Origin of the sequence: Sodalis sp. C49 (assembly GCF_046352915.1) — a bacterium.
Taxonomy (GTDB): domain Bacteria; phylum Pseudomonadota; class Gammaproteobacteria; order Enterobacterales; family Enterobacteriaceae; genus Acerihabitans.
In genome coordinates this window covers 1,534,742-1,556,090 of sequence record NZ_CP163303.1, presented here as the reverse complement: position 1 = coordinate 1,556,090, position 21,349 = coordinate 1,534,742, and the positions used below count along the sequence as shown (strand labels likewise).

Here is a 21,349-nt window from a genome sequence, read left to right as displayed (position 1 = left end):
ATGGGGCTGGATGCTGAGGTCAGCGCCGGATTGCCGGAGCTGGCGCGGGGCCTGTGGGTCACCCTGCAACTGACGATGCTGGCGGCGCTGCTGAGCCTGGCGCTGGGCCAGTTGGGCTGCTACCTGCAGTTGCGGCGGGGCGGGGTACCGCGTTTTGCCGGCCGGCTGTATGTCAGCCTGATGCGCGGCACGCCCGCCATCGTCCAGCTGTTCGTGGTGTTTTTTACCTTGCCCAGGCTCGGGCTGGGCGGGCAACCGCTGCTGGCGGCGACGATCGCCATCGGCATGAACAGCGGCGCCTATGTGGCGGAAATCCTGCGGGTCAACCGGCGCCTGGTCACGCCAGGACAGCTGGAGGCGGCGCGCACGCTCGGGCTTGGACGCTGGCTCACCTGGTGGTATGTGGTCAATCCGCAGGTGATGCGCGCCAGCCTGCCCATGCTGGTCAACGAATTTACCCTTTTGCTGAAAACCACGCCGCTGGCGTCGGTGGTGGCGCTGACCGAGCTGACCTACGCCGGGCAGATCGTCATCGCCCGCAGCTACGAGCCGGCCCAAGTGCTGCTGCTGGTGGCGCTCGGCTATCTGCTGATTGCCCTGCCGCTGCTGCGCGCGGCGCGTTATCTCGAAGGCAAAGGGAGACCGGTATAATGGACTGGCATGCCATTGCCTCGTCGGCTCCCGCGCTGTGGGCGGGGATGCAAATCACGCTGTTGCTGAGTCTTATCGCCGCATGGTGCGCGGGGCTTGCCGGCGCGCTGCTGGCGTGGTGTCTGCTGCGCGCGCCACCTTTCTGGCAGCCGCTGCTGCGCGCCTATCGCGCGCTGACCCTCGGCCTGCCGCTGCTGGTGGTGATTTATCTGCTGTATTTTGTGCTGCCTGAATATGGCATCACGTTCTCGTCGCCCACCGTGGGCGTGCTGGCGCTGACGCTCTATTACGCTCCCTATGTCGCGCAGGTGATCCTGGCCGCGATGGCGGCCCTGCCGCGCGGGCAGTGGGAAGCCACGCGGGTGCTGGGTTTAAGCCGGACCCGCGCCCTGGTGGACGTGGTGCTGCCGCAAACCCTGCCGCAGATGCTGTCGCCGCTGACGGGCCTGCTAATTGGCCTGATCAAGGACTCGGCGCTGCTGTCGATTGTCTCGGTGCGGGAATTTATGTACGCCGCCAAGCAGGCCATCTCGGCCACCTACGCCCCGCTGGAAATCTATCTGGCGGTGGCGCTGTGTTATTGGCTGCTTAACAATGTTATCGACATTCTGGCCCGGCGGGTGGAGCGGCGCATGACGCGCTATAGCCGCCGTACGGCGAATTAACCTGGAGAAGACCAATGGAAGCACAATTTACCTGCCGCGATGAGCGGCTGATCCCCGCCCGCCACGGCAAGGCGATCCGCCTGGCCGCGGGTGAAGCGGTGCAGTTGATTAACCTGCACGGCACCCAGGTGGCGGACTGCTGGGCTTATAACGCCCGCGACGTGGGCGAGTACATGTGCATGGAGGCGACGCGGGTCTGGAACCAGCGCCTGAATCCGGTGGTGGGCGACAGTTTTATCACCAATCAGCGCCATCCGATCCTGACCCTGGTGGCGGATACCTCCCCGGGCGTGCACGACACCTTTATGGCGGCCTGCGACGCCCGCCGCTATGAGCTGCTGGGCTGCACGGAGCCGCATCGCAACTGCCACGATAACCTGCATCAAGGACTGGCGGAACTGGGCGTTGCCCTGCCGCACGGCAATCTCGCCTCGTTTAATGTGTTTATGAACATCCGCGTGCAGCCGGACGGCATCACGCTCAGCACGCTGCCGACGGTGACGCGTCCGGGGGATTACATTATCCTGCGCGCCGAAATGGACTGCTACGTGGCGTTTTCCGCCTGTCCACAGGACATCGTCAGCATCCAGGGGCAGGGCGATAACACGCCGCGCGACATGCTGTTGCGTATTCTCACCGGCGATTTTCCCGGCGGGGAGGTGAAAGGGCCATGGATACCGGAGACGGCGGCGCCGAGCACCCGGTAATACGCGTGGCGTGGCTTGGCCCCGGCCGCGTCGCTGGCGGCACGGCACGCTAGGCGGGCGTTAGCTGGCCGCCTTCAACGGGAACCCGCCGCGGGTATCCTGGTGCATTAAATTGAGCAATAAACGCATAAAACGCTGGCCGCTGGGGGGCAGGGGATGCCCCCGCAGCGACAGCAGCGAAAACGTCACTTCATAGGCGAACGTTTGCGCATCCGCGACTTCAACAAAACAATAGAACTGGGACAGCGTCTGCACGTAATGGGTCGGCAACAGTCCCACATAACCGCCGGCGGCAATCAGGGTGGCGACCGCCTCCAGTCCCGAGGCAACGGCCTTGCGTTTCATATTAAGCCGCTGGCTTAACCGGGAACTGTAGGGATCGCGATCGCGGGTGACCAGGACATAATTCTGGTCAATCAAATCCGCCATCCCGGGCGACGGCTGGCCGAAGGGGATGGCCACGTAGAGGCGGAACGCCTCCTTGAACAACGGCACGCTTTGCAACTGCCGGTTGGTCTCCGGCATGCCGCTGATGCCAATATGCAATTGCCGATCAAGCATGTGCGTGAGCAGCGAATCATGCTGATGGATGGACAGATGCACGGTGACGTCCGGCGCGATGGAGCGGAATGCCGCCAGCGCCTCGGACACCTTGGAGCCGGAATTGGACAGGCAGTTATCGGCGATGCCGATAGTCAAATCGCCCGCCAGGATATTACGCGCGTCGTTCAGATCGTCACGTATTTTTTTCAGCGTATCGTCCGCCAGGCTGGATGCCCTTAAGACACTTTCACCGAATAGCGTCAGTTGAAAACCGGCCGGCCCGCGAAAGCAGAGTTTTTCACCCAGCCTGGCCTCCAGGTTCTGGAGATGGCGACTGATGGTGGACCGCTCGATGTTCAGCGCCTCCTCGGCCGCGGTCAGTCCCCCAGCCTCGGCGACCATGCGGAAGATGCGCAGCAGTTTAAGATCGGCCTCCGTCAGAGGCGGCACGGGTTTAAGATTTTTGGCGGATTGATTCATGTTTCGCTGCCTAACGTCGGGGCTACATCGGAAGGCGCGCTTAACGTGCGCCCTGAGAGCGGTCAGAGTGGGTCTAACAACGGACCCTGCAACAAAAACGTGCGCAAAAAACGACGCGCAAAATACAACATGCAAAAGACAACATGCAAGATAAATGCCATGCCGGGAGACGGCGGTGATGCGTCACCGCCGGCCACGGCTGCTCTTTATCTGAGCAGGCATGCCCCATCCTGGGGCTCGGGAGCGGGCCGATGCATGTTGCCGGCGAAAAGGGTGTACGCCATACACGCATAGGTTCACCGGCGGTTACCAAGCGCGGCCGGCAACCGATCTATACTCCCAAGCGTTACCCATCCTTCAGGAGCAGCACATGTCGCAACCCCTTACCGTTCCGCCCTCCCACGGCCCCCAGGGCTTCCTGCGATCGCCGGTGTCCACCGATCTCGACCATCTGGACGCGCATATCGCCATTATCGGCCTGCCCTACGGCAATGCCTACGCCCCTCATGCCATCAGCAACGATCAGATCCATGCCCCCGACGCAGTGCGCGCCGTAAGCGACACCGTCAGCAAGGGCAAGGATCAGTATGATTTCGACGTCGGCGGCCCGATCCTGGATAACCGGCCGATCAAGCTGGTGGACGTGGGCAATGTGCTGGCGGATCCCGCCGATCTCAGCAGCCATACCCCGCGCGCCGAGCAGGCGATCCGTAAAATCCTCGCGGCCGGCGCCATGCCCATTACTCTGGGCGGCGACCACGGCATCCCCATTCCCATCCTGGCGGCGTTCGAGGGCCGGGGGCCGATTACCCTGATTCAGATCGATGCGCATATCGACTGGCGCAATGAGGTGAACGGCGTACGCAACGGTCTTTCCAGCCCCATCCGCCGCGCGTCAGAAATGGCCCATATCGGCGAAATCTTCCAGATCGGCATTCGCGCCCAGGGCAGCGCCCGCACCGAGGAAGTGGACGCGGCGCTGGCCTATGGCGCGCATATCATTCCCGCCTTCGAGGTCCACGACGCGGGCATCGACGCCGTTATCGACCGCATCCCCGACGGCGGTCAATTCTATATCACCATCGATGCGGACGGCCTGGATCCTACGGTGATGCCCGCGGTGGAAACCCCGGCGCCGGGCGGCCTCACCTTTCATCAGGTGCGCCGCCTGATCCATGCCCTGGTACGCAAGGGCAGAGTGGTGGGCATGGATATCGTCGAAATTACCCCCGCCAAAGATGTGAATCATATCAGCTGTATTACCGCCGCGCGCCTGATGGTGAATGTGATCGGCGCGGCGGTGCGGGCGGATTATTTTGTCACGGCGCAGTCTTGACGCCACCTTACCGGTCCTCAATGGGAGTTAATCATGCGTAAAACCCGTCACCTGTTTATTGTCCGGCTGGTACTGCTGTGCGCCGGCCTTGGGCTGCTTGCCGGCCAGGCCTCGGCTGAAACCGCGCTGGAAAAAATCAAACGCACCGGCACCGTTACCGTCGGCACCGAGGCGGCGTTTCCCCCCTTCGAGTTTGTGCAGGATGGCAAAATCGTCGGCTATGGGTCGGATATCCTGGTGGAAGTGGCCAAGACGCTGGGGGTGAAGGTAAAACAGCTGGATCTGCCCTGGCAGGGCATTTTGCCGGGGCTGCTGGCCGGTAAGTTTGATTTCGTCGCCACCACGGTGGGAATTAACGAAGAGCGCGCCAAGCGTTATGCCTACACCCTGCCCATTGCCAACGGCGCGCCGTATCTGCTCAAGCGCAAGGGTGACGCATTGGCCAAGCTGGCCGATCTTAACGGCAAGGTGGTGGCAACCCAGCTGGCGTCGTCCACCGAACCCGTGGCGCGCGCCCTGGACGCCAAACTGAAGGCCGACGGCGGCGCGGGGTATAAGCAGCTCAAGCTGTTTACCGATTTCCAGGGAGCGTATATGGCGCTGGCCAACGGCGAGGTGGACGCGGTGGTGCAATCGTTGCCGAGCCTGGCGGTATTGGTAAAACAGCGGCCGGATACCTTTGCGCTGATGACGGCGATTCCCAACCAGGGCGGCTATGACTACCTGGCCTGGGTCACCCGTCCGGAAGATAAGGATTTGCGCGATGCTATCTCCGGCGTTATCCGCAGCATGCGTGATGACGGGCGCCTGGCGACACTTCAGCAAAAATGGTTCGGTTTTACCATGGACATCCCGGATAGCGGCTATCTTCCCCCCGGCGCGCAATAATTTTCATTAAACCGAACGCGGAGACCCGGCGATGAAATTCAGTTGGCAAACATTATTTTCCAGTTTCCCGCCTTTACTGGAGGCGGCATGGGTCAACCTTAGCCTGGCCGTGATTATTTTTTTGCTGGTGCTGGCTTTCTCAACCGGGTTTACCCTGTTGCGGGCGAAAAAAATCGTCTGGCTGGGGAGGGCGTCCGCGGTGCTGATAAGCTTTGTGCGCGGCACGCCGCTGCTGATCCAGATTTTTATTTGTTATTACGTATTGCCGGCTCTGGGGTTGGACCTCAGCCCCGAGGCGGCGGGCATAATCGCCATTACCCTCAACAGTACCGTATTCCTGGCCGAAGCCATGCGCGGCGGCCTTGCCACCCTCGATCCGGGGCATATCGAAGCCGCCGCGGCGCTCGGCCTGCCCCCACGCGCCATATGGCAATGCGTGGTCTTACCGCAGCTGTTCCGGCGGATGATTCCGGTCATTGTCAACGAAGCCACGATTATCGTCAAAGGCACCGCCTTGCTATCGGTCATTACCGTGGTGGACGTGCTGCGCACCGCGCAGCAAATTGCCGGCGGTAATTACCGGCCGTTTGAAACGCTGCTTGGCGCGGCGCTGATTTTTCTGGCGATCAATCTGGCGTTCAGCGCCATCGGCAGCTACCTGGAGGCCAGGGCAGCGGACGCCCGGGTATGACGTATGCATATTGATTTCACCGTGCTTTACCCCTACTGGCCGCTATTATTGCAGGGCGCCGGCCTGACACTGAAAATCACGCTGATAGCCTTTGCCATCGGCTACCTGCTGGGCATGGCGGTGGCGCTACTCGGCCTGGTGCCGCTGCGGGTGGTGGCCGCGCCGATCGGTCTCTATATCGCCTGCCTGCGCAGCGCGCCGTTTATTATTTTTCTGTTCGTGGTGTATTACGGGTTGCCCTATACCGGCCTGCGTCTGCCGGCCGAGGTGGTGGGTACCCTGGCGCTGGCGCTCTATGCCAGCGCCTACTACGGCGAGATCCTGCGCGCCGGCATCCAGGCGCTGCCGCGCGGCCAGTTTGAGTCCGCCCGGGCGATAGGCATGTCGCCTGCGCAGGCCATGCGCCATATTATCGCGCCGCAGGTCCTGCGCGCGGTGGTGCCGCCCACCACCAATATGACGCTGACCATGATGAAGGAGTCGGCGGTGCTCAGTTCCATCACCGTGCCGGAACTCACCTATCAAGGCCTGGTGGTGCAGGGCGCCACCTTCGCGCCGTTCGAGGTGTTTATCGCCATTACCGCCCTGTACTGGCTTATCGCCGCGCTTGTCGCCGAGATTGCCCGCCGCGTGGAGCTGGGCGGCGGCCAACCCAGCCGCCATGCTATACAGCGCAGTGCTATTGCCCGGCGTTACCTCTCCCTTGACTGGCGGAACATGCCATGAATAATCCGCCCGCTCTGCGCGTCACCGCTGTCAGCAAACGCTTTCGCCAGGTCTGCGCCGTTAATCAGGTGTATCTGGATATTGCCCCGGGTGAAATTGTGGCGCTGATTGGCCCCAGCGGCTGTGGCAAAAGCACGCTGCTGCGCTGCGTGACCTGGCTGGAAACGCCGGATGAAGGTTTTATCGAGATCAACGGCGCCCCTTTCGGCCGGCGGCGGGAAGGGGAAATCATCCGCCACCAGTCCCGGCGCCAGATCGATATGTTGCGCCCCCGGCTGGGGATGGTATTCCAGCAGTTCAATTTGTGGCCGCACCTCACCGTACGCGAAAACATCGTCACGCCGCAACGGGTGGTATTGGGCCGCGGCGGTGAACAAGCCCACGCGCGCGCGGAACGGCAAATGGCGCAGTTTGCGCTGTCCCAGGTAGCCGACCGCTATCCCTGGCAGCTCTCCGGCGGGCAGAAGCAGCGCGCCGCGATTGCCCGGGCGCTGGTGATGGACCCGGCGGTGATGCTGTTCGACGAGCCCACCTCGGCGCTTGACCCGGAGCTGGTGGGCGAGGTGCAGACGCTGCTGCGCTCGCTGGCGCAGGGCGGCATGGCCATGCTGATTGTCACCCACGATATCCGTTTTGCGGTGAACGTTGCCGGACGCCTCGCGTTTATGTGCGAGGGCGGCATTGTCGAGGAAGGGCCGGTGTCACAGCTGGTCGGTTCCCCGCGCGATCCCCGCCTGCGGCAGTTTCTGACCCTGACCTATGCGTCGGGGCGCGATAATCCCTCTACCCAGGAGTAACATCATGTCCCGAGTCAACCGGCCGTTTGTCGGCATTCCTTCGTTTTTACGCGCCAGGATTGCGCCTGATATCACCCAACTGGACGCGGCCATCGCCATATTGGGCATTCCCTTCGACGAGGGCTCGCCCTTTATGCCCGGCACCCGTATGGCGCCGCGCTCCCTACGCGAGCACTCGCTGCGTTTTTGCAGCGAGCATCGCGGTTATTATTCCCCGGAGGAAAAGCGGGAATTCCTCGGCGAGGAGGTCCGCGGCGGGCTGATCGTGGACGCCGGCGATGTGGATATCCATCCCACCAATGTTGAAAAAACCTTTGAGCTTATCACCGACGCGGTTAAGCACATCCTGGACGGCGGCGCGCTGCCGGTGATCCTGGGCGGTGACCATTCGATTACCTACCCGGTGTTCCGTGCGTTTGACGGCGATATCCACGTACTGCATTTTGATGCCCATACGGATTACGGCACGCTGGAGCAGGATATGCAATACACCAACGGCCACGCTTTCCGCCATGTGGTGGAGCGCGCCAAGGCCAGCAGCCTGACGCAGATTGGCATCCGCAGCCTGCGCCACAGCGCGGAAATCGTTGAGCAGGTGATTGAGGGGGGAAACCGGGTGATTCCGATGGGCGAGTTCCGGCGCATCGGGCCGCAGGGTATCGGCGCGCTGCTGCCGGAAAACGCCAGGGTGTATGTCAGCATCGACGTGGATGTGCTGGATATGTCGCTGGTGCCGGGCTGCGTCTCGGCGGAGCCGGACGGCATGACCTACGCCGAATTGCGCGACAGCCTGAAGACGATAGCCGAACGCTATCAGGTGGTGGGTTTTGATTTTGTCGAGGTCAACCCGCTGCTGGATGTCGGCTCCGGCGTGACGTCTTACCTGGGCGCGCACGTGGTAATCGAGTTCCTTGGCAATATCTGCGACCAGCCGCGCTGGCGCGAGTCACGGCGCGCGCGGGAAGGCGCGGCGGAATAATATATTGCCGGCGGGATATCAGCGCGCCGGCCTCCCTTTTTCAGCCGAACGTTGTTAATCTGGGGCAATCCCGTGACGACGGTCACGGCCGTTCATCTTTTACAAGGCGAAGACATGTCACTGTCAGACGATGGCGCGCTGCCGCCCGGCCCCGATGATGCGCCGCTGATGCGGTCCGGCGTGCGCGATCTGCGTTTTTCCGCCATCCGCGAGGTGGCCAACGCCGCTATTGGCCGCGAGGATATCCTGCCGTTCTGGTTTGGCGAACCGGATCGCAGCACGCCGGAGTTTATCTGCGCCGCCGCGCAGGCGTCGCTGGCGGCGGGGGAGACGTTTTATACCCCCAACCTGGGCGAGCCGGCGCTGCGCGAGGCGCTGGCGCGTTATCTGTCGTCCTGGCACCGGCCGGTGGACGAAAACCGCATTGCCGTGACCAATTCCGGCGTGTCGGCGCTGATGCTGACGGCGCAGGCGCTTTACCATCCCGGCGACCGGGTGGTGGTGGTGACGCCGGTGTGGCCGAACCTGGTGGAAATTCCGAAAATTCTCGGCGCGCGGGTGGCGGAAGTGCCGCTGCGGCTGCTGCGTGAACCGCAAAACGTCTCCCGCTGGCACTTGGATATGGAGACGTTGCTTGCCGCCCTGACGCCGGGCACGCGGGCGCTGGTGATTAACTCGCCGAATAATCCCAGCGGCTGGGTAATGTCGGCGGCGCAGCAGGCGATGGTGCTGGCGCATTGCCGCCGGCATGGTATCTGGATTGTCTCCGACGAGGTCTACGGCCGCATAGTGTTTGACATGCCCGCAAACCGCTGTGCGCCGTCGTTTCTTGATATTGCCGATGCGCGGGATCGACTGATCGTGATTAACAGCTTTTCCAAAAGTTGGATGATGACCGGCTGGCGGTTGGGATGGATGGTGGTGCCCGATACGCTGATAGAGGATATGGGTAAATTAATCGAATATAACAGCAGCTGCGCGCCGGCATTCGTGCAAAAGGCGGGCTTGGCGGCGGTCAGCCAGGGGGAGGCGGCGCTGCGCGACACCCTGTCCCGATTCCAGGCCTCGCGGGATTTTCTCTACCGCGAACTGAGCGCCTTTGCGCAGATAGAAACGCCCTTGCCCCAGGGCGCCATGTATCTTTTTTTCCGTGTGGCGGGGCTGCGGGACAGCCTGGCGCTGTGCAAGGCGCTGGTGGCCGACGCCGGGCTGGGGTTGGCGCCGGGCAGTGCGTTCGGCCCGGCGGGCGAGGGCTGTATCCGCTGGTGTTTCGCCAGTTCGCAGGACAGGCTCGCACAGGGGGTGGCAAGGCTGCGCGCGTTCCTGGCCACGGGCTTGGCAAAGCAACCACGCTGAGTGGCGCGGCATCCTGCCTCCCGGCGGAGCCAGGGTTTGACCCTCATGTCGCCAACCGCGAGGGGTAAAGCGGCCGATGCCGGCCCCGGCAATGTCCTCGTCCTGCCGACGGCGTCAGGCGTCTAAGATAATTAGCGCTGGGCGGCGGGTTACCCCGTTCATCCGCCGAGATCGGACATTCAGCCCAAATGCGTATGCCGCTCCGGCGCCGGCCCGGTGTCCATTGCCGCAATGCCTTGCACAATGCCGCAGCCATCCACCCGCTGTTCCCGCTGGCAGCGCCGGCGCAGGTCGGTAAGCTGCCCCTTAAGCTGGGTAAGCTCTGCGATGCGCGCCTCCACGTGGGCGATATGCTCCTCAAGCAGATGGTTGACCGCGCCGCATCCGGCATCGGGCTTTTCAACCAGATCCAGCAACTGGCGAATTTCCCCGTGGGTCATATCCAGCACGCGGCAGTGGCGGATAAACCGCAGGCGCTCCACGTGCTGCGGCGTATAGCTGCGGTAATTGGCCGCGGTGCGCAGGGGGGCGGGCAGCAAACCCTGTTTTTCATAAAAACGCACGGTTTCCACCGTGCAATGCGCCGTTAACGCGACTTCACCGATTTTCATCACGGGCTCCTTTATTATATGGCTTGACTCTATAGTAGCTTCAGGGTGTGCAATACGCCATAACGGATGCTAACAGGAGCACAACATGGCTTTTCAGCGCATGACCCCCATCACCACTCCCCGCGACTGCTGTCGCGCCCGTGTTTCAGGGCCATTAGGCCAGGATAACCCGCCTCAGCCCTGCTGCCGGACGGATGCGGCGCACTCCGCCACCGCCAGTGCGGCCAGTCCGGGCGCGGCCGGCTTTCCCGCCGGCAGCCTGATCAGCCGCCTGTATATCGCCCAGATGGATTGCCCGACGGAAGAGGGCATGATCCGCAAGGCGCTGGGCGGTATGCCCGGCGTGCAGGGCATGGAGTTCAACCTGATGCGGCAGGTGCTGACCGTCGCTCATAGCGAAGGCGCCCTGCCCGCCGTCGAGGCGGCGATCCGCGCGCTGGGCATGGACAGCAGCCCGGTGGTGGACGCTCGGCCGCCGGAGACGCCGGCGGCTAAACCCTGGTGGCCGCTGGCGCTGGCGGGCGCGGCGGCGCTGGGCGCGGAAGCGTGCCACTGGGCGGGATGGCCCCAATGGGCGGGGGCGGTATTGGCGCTGGCGGCCATTGCCGTCTGCGGCCTGGAAACTTACCGGAAAGGCTGGATTGCGCTGCGCCACGGCAATCTGAATATCAATACGCTGATGAGCATCGCCGTCACGGGGGCGATGTTGATTGGCCAATGGCCGGAAGCGGCCATGGTGATGGTGCTGTTTACCCTGGCCGAGCTTATCGAGGCCAAATCCCTGGACCGGGCGCGCAACGCCATCCGCGGACTGGTGCAGCTCAGCCCTGAACTGGCGACGGTGCGGCTGCCGGACGGCGGCTGGGCCGACGTGGCCGCCGGGGATATTGCGCCGGGCCGGATCGTGCGGGTAAAACCCGGCGAGCGCATCGCTCTCGACGGCGTGATCACGGACGGCGCCTCAAGCGTGGATCAGGCGCCCATCACCGGTGAGAGCCTGCCGGTGGAAAAAACCGCCGGCGATACGGTGTTCGCCGGCACGATTAACGGATCGGGCGCGTTTGAGTTCCGGGTGACGGCCGCCGCCACCCAATCCACCCTGGCGCGCATTATCCATGCGGTCGAGGAAGCGCAGGGCGCGCGCGCGCCCACTGCGCGCTTTATCGACCGGTTCGCGCGGATCTATACGCCGGCGGTGTTTGTCCTCGCCCTGGCCATCGCCCTGGGGGCGCCGCTGTTGTTCGGCGGCGGGTGGTACGAATGGGCCTACCGGGCGCTGGTGATGCTGGTTATCGCCTGCCCGTGCGCCCTGGTGATCTCGACGCCGGTGACCATCGTCAGCGGCCTGGGCGCGGCCGCCCGCCACGGTATTCTGATCAAGGGCGGCGTCTATCTTGAGGAAGGCCACAAGCTCGCCTGGCTGGCGCTGGACAAGACGGGCACCATTACCCATGGCAAACCGGCGCTGACCGATACCGTGCCGCTGGCGCAAGGGGAGGGGCGGGACCCGGTGCTTGTCGCCGTCGCCATCGCCTCCCGCTCCGATCACCCGGTCTCCCGCGCCGTGGCGACGGCGGACCGGGGCAATGACGCGCCGCCGCCGGACGTCGCCGATTTCGGCGCGCTGCCGGGACGCGGCGTGCGCGGCACGGTGGACGGCGTACAGTACCAGCTTGGCAACCATCGGTTGATTCATGAACTGGGGGTGTGTACGCCCGAGCTGGAGGCGCGGCTTGGCGCGCTTGAGGCGCAGGGCAAGACCGTTATCATGCTCAGCGACGGCGAACGGGTACTGGTGTTGTTCGCGGTGGCGGATACCGTAAAGGAAAGCAGCCGCGCCGCCATCAAGGCGCTGCAGGCTCTGGGCATCAAAACCGTGATGCTGACCGGCGATAACGCCCATACCGCCCGCGCCATCGCCAGCCAGGTCGGCATCGACGAGGCTCTGGGCGATCAACTGCCGGAGGACAAGCTGCGCGCGGTGGAGGAGTACGCGCGCCAGGGCAAGGTCGGCATGGTGGGCGACGGCATCAACGATGCCCCCGCCCTGGCCAGGGCCGATATCGGTTTTGCCATGGGGGCGGCGGGCACGGATACCGCCATTGAAACCGCCGATGTGGCGCTGATGGATGACGACCTGAATAAAATAGTGCGCTTCGTGCGCCTGTCGCGCACCACGAGCCGGGTGCTGGTGCAGAATATTACGCTGGCCCTGGGCATCAAGGCCGCCTTCCTGATCCTGGCCATGCTGGGCATGGCCACCATGTGGATGGCGGTGTTCGCCGATATGGGGGCCAGCCTGCTGGTGGTGGCGAACGGACTGCGCCTGACGCGCCAGTAGCGCCGGCGGCCGTTTTCCGCCGTTCGGGCGCAGCGCGGTCACTCCTGCCGCGCCTGGACCTCCGGCGCGGCGCGATCGAACAGTCCGTTTTTCAGGATGTCCTCGGCATAGAGAAAACCGATGCCCATCACCTGCTGTTGCCGGCTCAATCCGCCCACCAGAATCTGTGTCGCGTTGTCTATGGCGGTCTCGGCGTGATCGAAGGGATTATAGCGGGTTTGCTCATGGATGATCGCCAGCCAGTCGGCGCCGAATTGACAACTGCGGCCGTAGAGATAAATACGGTTGATATTCAGGATATTGAGGAAATTATACAGGCTCAGCCCGATCGCCCGCGCCGCGTTCTGCACCAGCAAGCGCACCGACGGGTTGCCGGCGTGGAATTCACTCAGCAGCCAGGCGGTGGTGATCTGCTGGTTTTCCAGGTCGTTGTCCGGGGTCATTTTTAACTGCATCCTGACCTTTTTCTTCAGGGAAGAGAGCGAGGCGATGGTCTCCAGGCAACCGTAGCGCCCGCACGAGCAGGCCGCCCCGTCGGGATCGATAATGGTATGGCCGATCTGGCCGCTGCCGAACAGCGTACCGCGATAGATGTCACGATCGATAACGAAGGATGAGCCGATGCCGTAATCGACGTTGATAACGCAAAAATCACCGGCGTTAGCCCGGTTCTGCCATTTCTCCGCCAGCGCCAGCATCACGCAATCATTGTCCATCAACAACCGGGTAGCCAGTTTCTCTTCCAGCAGATAACGCAGTTCAACGGGCTCGTGCCACAACGCCTGGGGCATTCTTTCCGACACGCCGGTGCGCGGATTGACCTGGCCGTGGATGGACAGCGCAATGCGCAGCGGCGTCTGTGGATCATGCTGGCGATATCCATGGTACTGCCGCTCGATTTCCTGCGCCAATTGCCCGGGCGTGGCAATCCGCGCCGGCTGCTGCCGCAGGGGCTGCAGCGGCCGGACCAGACCATCCACCAGGACGCTTTCAATCAAAAAAGGCGAGATATTCAGGCACAGGATATTGCCCCGGGTGGCGATCTGGAAGCTGCCGCTGTTGTTGCCGCGCTTGTGCAAATTGCGTGCTGAACGGCACAAATAACCCTCCGCAAGCAATTCATCCAGAATATTGCTCACCGCCTGGATGCTCAATTGACTTAATCGTGCCAGCGTAGACTTGCTGGCGATTTTTTCGCGGTATAAGTGGCTGATTATTACTGCTTTATTATGACCGCGCATCATATGGCTGTTCATGCCGCAGAGGTTCATTCACTCAACTCACTTAACTGTATTGCGTGACCGCTTGACGAATATTGACCACAAACTGTCCTTTATACTGCCTCCTCTGATTTGTTTAATCAAAACTTTAATTGAGGCGGCTATGACAGGTACAGTGAAGATGTGGCGGGAAAGCGTGTCGATTCCCACTTACCTGACCGGTGGGCAGGATACGCATCCGATGTTTCTGGAACATCGGGTGTACCAGGGATCGTCCGGCGCGGTCTATCCCTACGGCGTAACGGATACCCTGACCGGGGAAAAAGCGCCGCGGGAATATCAGGCGCTGTGGCTGGAAAACGATTATCTGCGGGTCATGCTGTTGCCGGAACTGGGGGGGCGTATCCAGCGCGCCTACGACAAGATCAAACAGCGCGATTTTGTTTATCACAACGAGGTGATTAAGCCCGCCCTGGTGGGCCTGCTCGGGCCGTGGATATCCGGCGGCATCGAATTCAACTGGCCGCAGCATCACCGGCCGACCACCTATATGCCGGTGGATTACCGGCTGCAACAGCACGAGGACGGCGCATGCACGGTCTGGCTGGGCGAGCTGGAGCCTATGCGCGGCCTGCAGGTCATGACCGGGTTTACCCTGTATCCGGATCGGGCGTTAATCGAAATTTCGGCCAGGATCTTCAACGGCAACGATACGCCCCGTCATTTTTTATGGTGGGCGAATCCGGCGGTAAAAGGCGGCGACGATCACCAAAGCATCTTTCCGCCCGATGTCACCGCGGTATTTGATCACGGCAAACGCGATGTATCCACGTTTCCCATCGCCACCGGCACCTACTATAAAGTCGATTATTCCGCCGGGGTGGATATTTCCCGTTATAAGAATATCCCGGTGCCCACCTCGTATATGGCCTATAAGTCGGACTACGATTTTGTCGGCGCTTACAGCCATGATGAGCAGGGCGGCTTACTGCATATTGCCGATCATCATGTGTCGCCCGGGAAAAAACAGTGGACCTGGGGCAACGGCGAGTTCGGCCGCGCCTGGGACGCTAACTTGACCGACGCCAATGGCCCCTATATTGAATTGATGACCGGGGTATTTACCGATAACCAGCCGGATTTCAGCTGGCTGGATGCCGGGGAAGAAAAGCGCTTTGTGCAGAATTTCCTCCCTTACAATACCCTGGGCACGCTGCAAAACGCCAATACCACCGCCGCCCTGAAACTCGAAAGAACCGCGGCGGGATTGATATGGGGGCTCTACGCGGTGGCGATACTGCATGGGTATCGTTTGGTTATCCGCGACCAGCGCCTGCCTGCGCCGCTACTGGATATCACGGTGGACCTGACCCCCACCCAGGCGTTACAGGAAGAATTAGCGGGCGATTTTTCCGGCCGGTTGTCCATCGAACTCAGGGATACGCAGAATAACGTGGTCCTCAGCTACCTTGAGCACCAGCCCACGGACGCGCCTTTGCCGGCCCCGGCCCAGCCTCCGCGCCCGCCCGCCGATATCGACAGCGCCGACGAAGCCTGGTTTATCGGCCAGCACCTGGAACAATATAACCATGCCGGACAGGGCGCGGACGAGTATTACCGGCGAGGGCTGGCCCTGGACGCCGGCGACTACCGTTGCAACCTGGCGCTGGCGATAAAAGAGTATAACCGTGCCGGCTATGAGCAGGCGATCGCCTATGCCGATGCCGCTTTAGCCCGTAGCCATCGCCTGAATAAAAATCCGCAGGACGGCGGCGCCAGCCTGATACGCGCCTGTGCCTGGGAACGCCTGCGGCAATGGGATCGCGCCTATGAAGATTTTTATCGCGCGACCTGGAGCGGCAACGGCAAGGAAGGGGGCTTTTTCGGTTTGGCGCGCATCGCCGCCCGCCGCCGGCAGTGGCGGGACGCGTTAGCCTTTGCCGACCAGAGCCTGCTGAACAACGGCGCCAATTATCCGCTGCTGGCGCTGAGGGCCGTCCTGCTGCAACGCACCGGCCGGCCGGCTGAAAGCCTGGCGTATATTGAACGGCAACTGCAGGTCTATCCCCTGCATTATGTGCTGTTTGCCCTGCGTTATCTGTTTGATAACCAGGAAGCATCGCTTGCCGAGCTGCGCCGGGTCACCGGCGATCGGGGCGTTAACGCCCTGGGCATCGCCACTACCCTGCTATCGTTCGGCCTGCGTGACGAGGCCCTCGCCATCCTGACGCTGCTCGACAGCCGGGAAACCCTGCCGCTGTATTTACGCGCCGTCCTGGCAAAAGGGACGCTTTCGCCAGGGCAATACCTGGCGTTACTGCAGCAGGCGCGGGATAACTTCGGCCGCTTGGTGCGGTTCCCCAACCAACTGGCGGAAGTGGCGATGCTGGAACAACTGCCTGAGTGCTATTTCGCCCAGTATCTGCTGGGGTGCTTCCATTACAGCAAACGCAACTACCCGCGGGCGGTGGACTGCTGGCGGCGCAGTCTTGCGCTGCAGCCCGCTTTTGCCGGCGTCTGGCGCGACCTGGGGGTTTTCTATTTCAATAAGCAACAGGATCGCCGGCTGGCCGCCCGCCATCTGGAACAGGCGTTCACCCTGGCCCCCACCGACGCGCGCCTGCTGTTTGAAGGGGATTGCCTGCGCAGGTTATGCGGGGTCAAACCGGCGGAACGCCTGGCCAAACTGACGGCGCATATGCCTGTGGTCCTCCGGCGCGACGACCTGATTGCCGAGCTGCTGAGTTTATATAATCAGCTCGGGCAACCGGAAAAAGCGCTGTCGGTGCTGTTGTCCCATGTCTTCCACCCCTGGGAAGGCGGCGAGGGCAAAGTGACCGCCCAATACCTGATCGCGCAGCTTCGCCAGGCCCATGGCGCGCTTGCGGCGGGTAAGCCGCATACCGCGTCGTTAAGCCTGCAGGCGGCGCTGCGCTATCCGCCGAACCTGGGGGAAGGGCGGCTGGTGGGGCAAACCGACAACGATATTTACTTCTGGCTGGGCATTTGCGCGCAGCGCCTGGGGGACGACGTACAGGCGCGGGCGCATTTTCAACGGGCGGCACGGGGCAACGGCGAGGTCAATGAAAGCCGTTATTACAACGATCAGCCGGTGGATTATGTGTTCTACCAGGGCGCGGCGCTGGCGCGCCTGGGCCGCGTCCGGGAGGCGCACGACCTCTTTACCGCCCTGCGGCACTGGTCCGACGCCGCCCTCGACCGGCCGGTGGCGACGGACTTCTTTGCGGTATCCCTGCCCGATTTAGTGGTGCTGGACAATGACCCGGCACAAAACCACCGTCAGCACTGCCTGTTTGTCGGCGCCCTGGCAGCCCTCGGGCTCGGCGATACCCTGCGCTGGCAACAGCAGCTCGACGCCTTGCTCGCCTGTAATCCCAACCATGATAAGGCGCAGTTATTCGCGGTGTTGGCCCCTACGCTGACCGGCGAATTGCAGGACTGCTCACAACAAAACCAATAGGGGTGGTCTCATGAAAAGCACAAGTCCGTTGAATTTACCCTACGTCTGGGCTATCTGCCTGGTGGCCGCCTGCGGCGGTCTGCTGTTCGGTTATGATTGGGTGGTGATAGGCGGCGCCAAGCCGTTCTATGAAGCCTATTTTGGTATTACCAATCCGGCCCAGTCCGGCTGGGCGATGAGTTCCGCCCTGGCGGGCTGCGTGGCGGGCGCCATCGCCTCCGGCACCTTGTCCGAGCGCTTTGGCCGCAAGCTGCCCCTGCTGCTGGCGGCAGTGATGTTTACCCTGTCGGCCTGGGGCGCGGCGATGGCGCATAATTTCTCTTTATTCGTGGCGTTTCGCATTATCGGCGGGCTCGGCATCGGCCTGGCGTCGGCATTATCGCCGATGTATATCGCCGAAGTCAGCCCGGCGGAAAAACGCGGTATTTTTGTCGCGGTGAATCAGTTGACCATCGTTATCGGGGTGCTGGCCGCCCAATTGGTGAATCTGATGATCGCCGAGCCGGTGGCGGCGCATGCCGGCATGGCCGACATCGCCCAGTCCTGGAACGGCCAGATGGGCTGGCGCTGGATGTTCGGCTCCGGCGCGGTGCCGGCGGTGGCGTTTTTGCTGCTGCTGTTTATGGTGCCGGAGTCGCCGCGCTGGCTGGTGAAAGTGGGCCGTTTCGACCAGGCGGAAAAAGTGCTGGCCAAAATCGGCAACGCCCAATACGCCCGCACCATGCTGGCGGAGATCCGCCAGTCCATGGCCGGGGACGATACCCGCCGGGTACGGTTGCCGCAGTTGTTCTCCCGCCGGGTAAGGCCGGTGATGATCATCGGCATCGTGTTGGCGGTATTCCAGCAATGGTGCGGCATTAATGTGATCTTCAATTATGCGCAGGAAATTTTCGCCTCCGCCGGATTCGATATCAACGATACGCTCAAATCCATTGTCGCCACCGGCCTTATCAACCTGATTTTCACCCTTATCGCCCTGCCGCTGGTGGATAAGCTGGGCCGCCGCAAGCTGATGCTGTTGGGGTCGCTGGGGCTGACCATTATCTACGGTTTAATCGCCGCCGCCTACGCCATGGGCATCCTGGGCCTGCCGGTACTGTTGCTGGTATTGGTGGCCATCGCCATTTACGCGTTGACCCTGGCGCCGGTCACCTGGGTGCTGCTGTCGGAAATCTTCCCCAACCGGGTACGGGGCATGGCGATGGCGGTCGGCACCTTTTCCCTGTGGGTGGCCTGTTTCCTGTTGACCTACACCTTCCCGCTGTTAAACGCCGCGCTGGGCGCGTCGGGCAGTTTCCTGCTCTACGGCGTTATCTGCCTGGCGGGTTTTACCTTTATCTGGCGCAAGGTGCCGGAAACCAAAGGCGTCACGCTGGAGGCGCTGGAACAACGCTTCGGCGACCAGGCGGAGCTGGATTATGAACAGCATCACGCTAAGTAACGAGGCGCTCGTCTTGCGGTGCCGGGCGCAGGGCGGCGCGGTATTAAGCCTGGCCACCCGCAGCGGGATCGCGATCCTGCGCCCGGCACGGGATCCCCTGGCGCCGCCGGGGGAGTGCGCCTTATTCCCGATGCTGCCGCTGGCGAACCGGGTGGAGGGCAATGCGTTCAACTGGCGGGGGCGGACGATCACCTTTCCCCGCTCGCCCTGGGACGAACGGTTTTTTTTACATGGCGACGGCTGGCTGTCGGCCTGGACGGTGGCGGACTCTGCGCCCGACGCGGTGGCGTTTTCCCTCTCCCGCACGCTGACGGACATCTGCCGTTACCGTGCGCAGCTGAGCTATCAACTGCGGGACCATGCCCTGCTGGCCACCCTGAGCATCACCAATACCGATGCCCAGCCGTTTCCTTTCGGGCTGGGGTTTCATCCGTTTTTTTGCAAAACCCCGGCCATGACGCTGTGGTTTCAGGCGCGGGGCTACTGGCCGGAGCGCGCCCATCACCTGCCGGCGGACTGGCGGGAAGAGGTGCCCAGCGGCTGGGATTTCGCCACGCCCCGCTTGCCGGGGGCGGGCTGGATGAATAATGCCTTTTCCGGCTGGACCGGCAGGGCGGTATTGCATGATGCCGGCAGCGGCGCCACCGTTACCCTGGACAGCGCGACGGATATCCTGATGGTCTATCAGCCGCAAAACAGCGATTTTATCTGCCTGGAACCTCAAACCCATCCGGTGAACGCCCATAACCAGCCCGGCATGCCGGGACTGGCGGTGCTGGCGCCGGGCGGGACCCTGCGGCTTGCCATGCGCATCGGCTGGGCCGGGACGACGGCGCGGCGGCGGTCCTCCCCGGGCTAACCGGCGTCACGAAGGCAATCCGGGCAGCGGCGATACACTATCTTGCTAAAGGGAGTTGTTTCCCGCAGTAAAAAGCCATTAACATGCAAGCTTATGTTTGTTATGGCAGGGTTAACAATGAGTGACGCGTACGTTTCAAATGCCGAGATGGCGGCCCCATTAACCATTTATGAAGAAGATTTATCGGTTCGCATCGACGCCTTGCCGGCAACCGCCGGCCTGTGGCGGTTTATCATACTGCTGGCCCTGGGCGGTTTTTTTGAGCTGTATGATTTGTTCCAGACCGGCTATATCAGCGGCGGACTGGTGGCGGAAGGCATTTTCCATACCGGCGCGCAGGGGGTGTTCGGCGTCTCCGATCAGGCGGCGTTCGCCTCGGCCACCTTCCTCGGCTTGTTTATCGGCGCCAGCCTGCTCAGTCCGTATGCCGACAGGTATGGCCGCCGGCTGACCTTTATGTTCGCCCTGGCCTGGTACGGCCTGTTTTCGTTATGCCTGGCTTTTCAGCATCAGGCGGAGTGGATTATTTTCCTGCGTTTTATGGTGGGCGTGGGGTTGGGCATCGAACTGGTGACCATCGACACCTACCTGGCGGAATGGACCCCGGCGGGTCTGCGCACCAAGGCGTTCGCCTTCTCGTTTTTCATCCAGTTCCTGTCGGTGCCCGCGGTGGCGCTGATGTCCTGGTGGCTGGTGCCGCAGACTATTTTCGGCTTGACCGGCTGGCGTTATGTGGTCATCGCCGGGGCCGTGGCGTCGCTGGTCATCTGGCTGGTGCGCAAGAAATTGCCGGAATCGCCGCGCTGGCTGGTGCAGCAGCGGCGCTACCGCGAGGCGCGCGAGGTGATGCTGGAGATGGAAAGACGCTGCGGCATTACCGCCGCCGTTGATTTTCCCCGGCGCGACCAGGCGCCGGCGACGGCGAAAGCCGGCACCTTCCGGGACATCTGGTCCGCGCCCTATCGCGGCCGGACCCTGATGCTGTCGGTGATGAATTTTTTCCAGGCCATCGGCTTTTTCGGTTTCGGCAATTGGCTGCCGGCGCTGCTGGCGGGCCGGGGCGCCACCATTACCCACAGTCTGCTGTACGCCTTTTTTATCACCCTGGCGTATCCGCTGGGTTCCCTGTTATGCAGCCTTTACGCTGATAAAATGGAAAATAAATGGCAAATCGTTTTATCCTGCCTGGTGACCGTTATTTTCGGCGCGCTGTTCGCGGTGCAGAATAATCCGCTGCTGCTTATCCTGTGCGGTTTTTTTGTCACCTGGTCCAACGCCTGGCTGACCTACAGCTACCATTCCTATCAGTCGGAGGTGTTTCCCACCTTTATCCGCGCCCGCGCCGTGGGGTTTTGTTATTCCTTCAGCCGGCTGTCGACGGTGTTCAGCAGCATCATTATCGGCCTGTTGCTGCAGCATACGGGCGTGCAGGGCGTCATCGCGTTTATCGTGGTCAGCATGCTGATTGTGATGGGCGTGATTGCGGTGTTCGGCCCGAAAACGCGTGGTCTTGATCTGGAAGATATCTGATCTGATGCCGCCTCGTCACGGGCTATACGATCAATCCGCGGGTGTCG

At 62.3% G+C, this 21,349-nt stretch carries 18 protein-coding genes; 15 read left to right on the top strand and 3 right to left on the bottom strand.

The window, feature by feature from the left end:
* The 3 genes from ABUK12_RS06925 to ABUK12_RS06915 are packed head-to-tail and all read left to right on the top strand — an operon-like array spanning window position 1 to window position 2,023.
* A complete protein-coding gene (locus ABUK12_RS06925) occupies window positions 1-651 on the top strand; it encodes an amino acid ABC transporter permease (protein WP_410015587.1) in 651 nt (216 codons plus the stop codon).
* A complete protein-coding gene (locus tag ABUK12_RS06920) occupies window positions 651-1,316 on the top strand; it encodes an amino acid ABC transporter permease (RefSeq protein ID WP_410015586.1) in 666 nt (221 codons plus the stop codon). The genes ABUK12_RS06925 and ABUK12_RS06920 overlap by 1 nt, the downstream gene beginning before the upstream one ends.
* Window positions 1,317-1,330: 14 nt before the next feature.
* Entirely contained in the window at window positions 1,331-2,023 is a 693-nt protein-coding gene (locus tag ABUK12_RS06915) for a DUF1989 domain-containing protein (protein WP_410015585.1), read from the top strand.
* A 60-nt stretch (window positions 2,024-2,083) separates the two neighbouring features.
* On the opposite strand, the gene ABUK12_RS06910 is transcribed toward ABUK12_RS06915, so the two are convergent.
* Window positions 2,084-3,046 carry a LysR family transcriptional regulator gene (locus tag ABUK12_RS06910; RefSeq protein WP_410015584.1) on the bottom strand — a complete coding sequence of 321 codons (963 nt, stop codon included), beginning with the start codon at window positions 3,044-3,046 and terminating at the stop codon, window positions 2,084-2,086.
* Window positions 3,047-3,416: 370 nt separating this feature from the next.
* Between ABUK12_RS06910 and ABUK12_RS06905 the strand changes: the two genes are divergently transcribed.
* The 7 genes from ABUK12_RS06905 (at window position 3,417) to ABUK12_RS06875 (ending at window position 9,819) form a co-directional block, all read left to right on the top strand.
* Window positions 3,417-4,382 carry an agmatinase gene (locus ABUK12_RS06905; RefSeq protein WP_410015583.1) on the top strand — a complete coding sequence of 322 codons (966 nt, stop codon included), beginning with the start codon at window positions 3,417-3,419 and terminating at the stop codon, window positions 4,380-4,382.
* Window positions 4,383-4,415: 33 nt separating this feature from the next.
* Window positions 4,416-5,270, top strand: coding sequence for a transporter substrate-binding domain-containing protein (locus tag ABUK12_RS06900; protein WP_410015582.1), 855 nt, complete (start codon window positions 4,416-4,418; stop codon window positions 5,268-5,270).
* 31 nt (window positions 5,271-5,301) lie between these two features.
* Window positions 5,302-5,961 (top strand): amino acid ABC transporter permease, encoded by a 660-nt coding sequence (locus ABUK12_RS06895; protein ID WP_410015581.1) that lies wholly within the window; start codon window positions 5,302-5,304, stop codon window positions 5,959-5,961.
* Between the two features lie 3 nt (window positions 5,962-5,964).
* On the top strand, window positions 5,965-6,687 hold the full coding sequence (locus ABUK12_RS06890; RefSeq protein WP_410015580.1) for an amino acid ABC transporter permease: 723 nt from the start codon (window positions 5,965-5,967) through the stop codon (window positions 6,685-6,687).
* A complete protein-coding gene (locus ABUK12_RS06885; RefSeq protein WP_410015579.1) occupies window positions 6,684-7,484 on the top strand; it encodes an amino acid ABC transporter ATP-binding protein in 801 nt (266 codons plus the stop codon). The genes ABUK12_RS06890 and ABUK12_RS06885 overlap by 4 nt, the downstream gene beginning before the upstream one ends.
* Window positions 7,485-7,488: 4 nt before the next feature.
* Window positions 7,489-8,463, top strand: a complete 975-nt coding sequence (locus ABUK12_RS06880) for an arginase family protein (RefSeq protein WP_410015578.1) — start codon at window positions 7,489-7,491, stop codon at window positions 8,461-8,463.
* A gap of 114 nt (window positions 8,464-8,577) precedes the next feature.
* Window positions 8,578-9,819 carry a pyridoxal phosphate-dependent aminotransferase gene (locus tag ABUK12_RS06875; RefSeq protein WP_410015577.1) on the top strand — a complete coding sequence of 414 codons (1,242 nt, stop codon included), beginning with the start codon at window positions 8,578-8,580 and terminating at the stop codon, window positions 9,817-9,819.
* A gap of 179 nt (window positions 9,820-9,998) precedes the next feature.
* Here ABUK12_RS06875 and cadR read toward each other — a convergent pair whose 3' ends face one another.
* Complete coding sequence (gene cadR, locus ABUK12_RS06870) at window positions 9,999-10,430, bottom strand: Cd(II)/Pb(II)-responsive transcriptional regulator (RefSeq protein ID WP_410015576.1); 432 nt, start codon at window positions 10,428-10,430, stop codon at window positions 9,999-10,001.
* A gap of 85 nt (window positions 10,431-10,515) precedes the next feature.
* On the opposite strand from cadR, the gene ABUK12_RS06865 reads away from it, so the two are divergent.
* Window positions 10,516-12,771, top strand: a complete 2,256-nt coding sequence (locus ABUK12_RS06865; protein ID WP_410015575.1) for a heavy metal translocating P-type ATPase — start codon at window positions 10,516-10,518, stop codon at window positions 12,769-12,771.
* Between the two features lie 38 nt (window positions 12,772-12,809).
* Here the strand turns inward: ABUK12_RS06865 and ABUK12_RS06860 are convergent, their stop codons facing one another.
* Window positions 12,810-14,042 carry an ROK family protein gene (locus tag ABUK12_RS06860; RefSeq protein WP_410015574.1) on the bottom strand — a complete coding sequence of 411 codons (1,233 nt, stop codon included), beginning with the start codon at window positions 14,040-14,042 and terminating at the stop codon, window positions 12,810-12,812.
* Window positions 14,043-14,154: 112 nt separating this feature from the next.
* Between ABUK12_RS06860 and ABUK12_RS06855 the strand changes: the two genes are divergently transcribed.
* From ABUK12_RS06855 to ABUK12_RS06840, 4 genes are all read left to right on the top strand, one after another.
* The gene (locus ABUK12_RS06855; RefSeq protein ID WP_410015573.1) at window positions 14,155-17,472 is read left to right on the top strand and encodes a DUF5107 domain-containing protein; all 3,318 of its coding nucleotides are present in this window, start codon (window positions 14,155-14,157) and stop codon (window positions 17,470-17,472) included.
* 10 nt (window positions 17,473-17,482) lie between these two features.
* Window positions 17,483-18,913 (top strand): sugar porter family MFS transporter, encoded by a 1,431-nt coding sequence (locus tag ABUK12_RS06850; RefSeq protein WP_410015572.1) that lies wholly within the window; start codon window positions 17,483-17,485, stop codon window positions 18,911-18,913.
* Window positions 18,891-19,772 (top strand): aldose 1-epimerase, encoded by an 882-nt coding sequence (locus tag ABUK12_RS06845; RefSeq protein ID WP_410015571.1) that lies wholly within the window; start codon window positions 18,891-18,893, stop codon window positions 19,770-19,772. The genes ABUK12_RS06850 and ABUK12_RS06845 overlap by 23 nt, the downstream gene beginning before the upstream one ends.
* 147 nt (window positions 19,773-19,919) lie before the next feature.
* The gene (locus tag ABUK12_RS06840; RefSeq protein WP_410016570.1) at window positions 19,920-21,302 is read left to right on the top strand and encodes an MFS transporter; all 1,383 of its coding nucleotides are present in this window, start codon (window positions 19,920-19,922) and stop codon (window positions 21,300-21,302) included.
* Window positions 21,303-21,349: the final 47 nt, after the last annotated feature.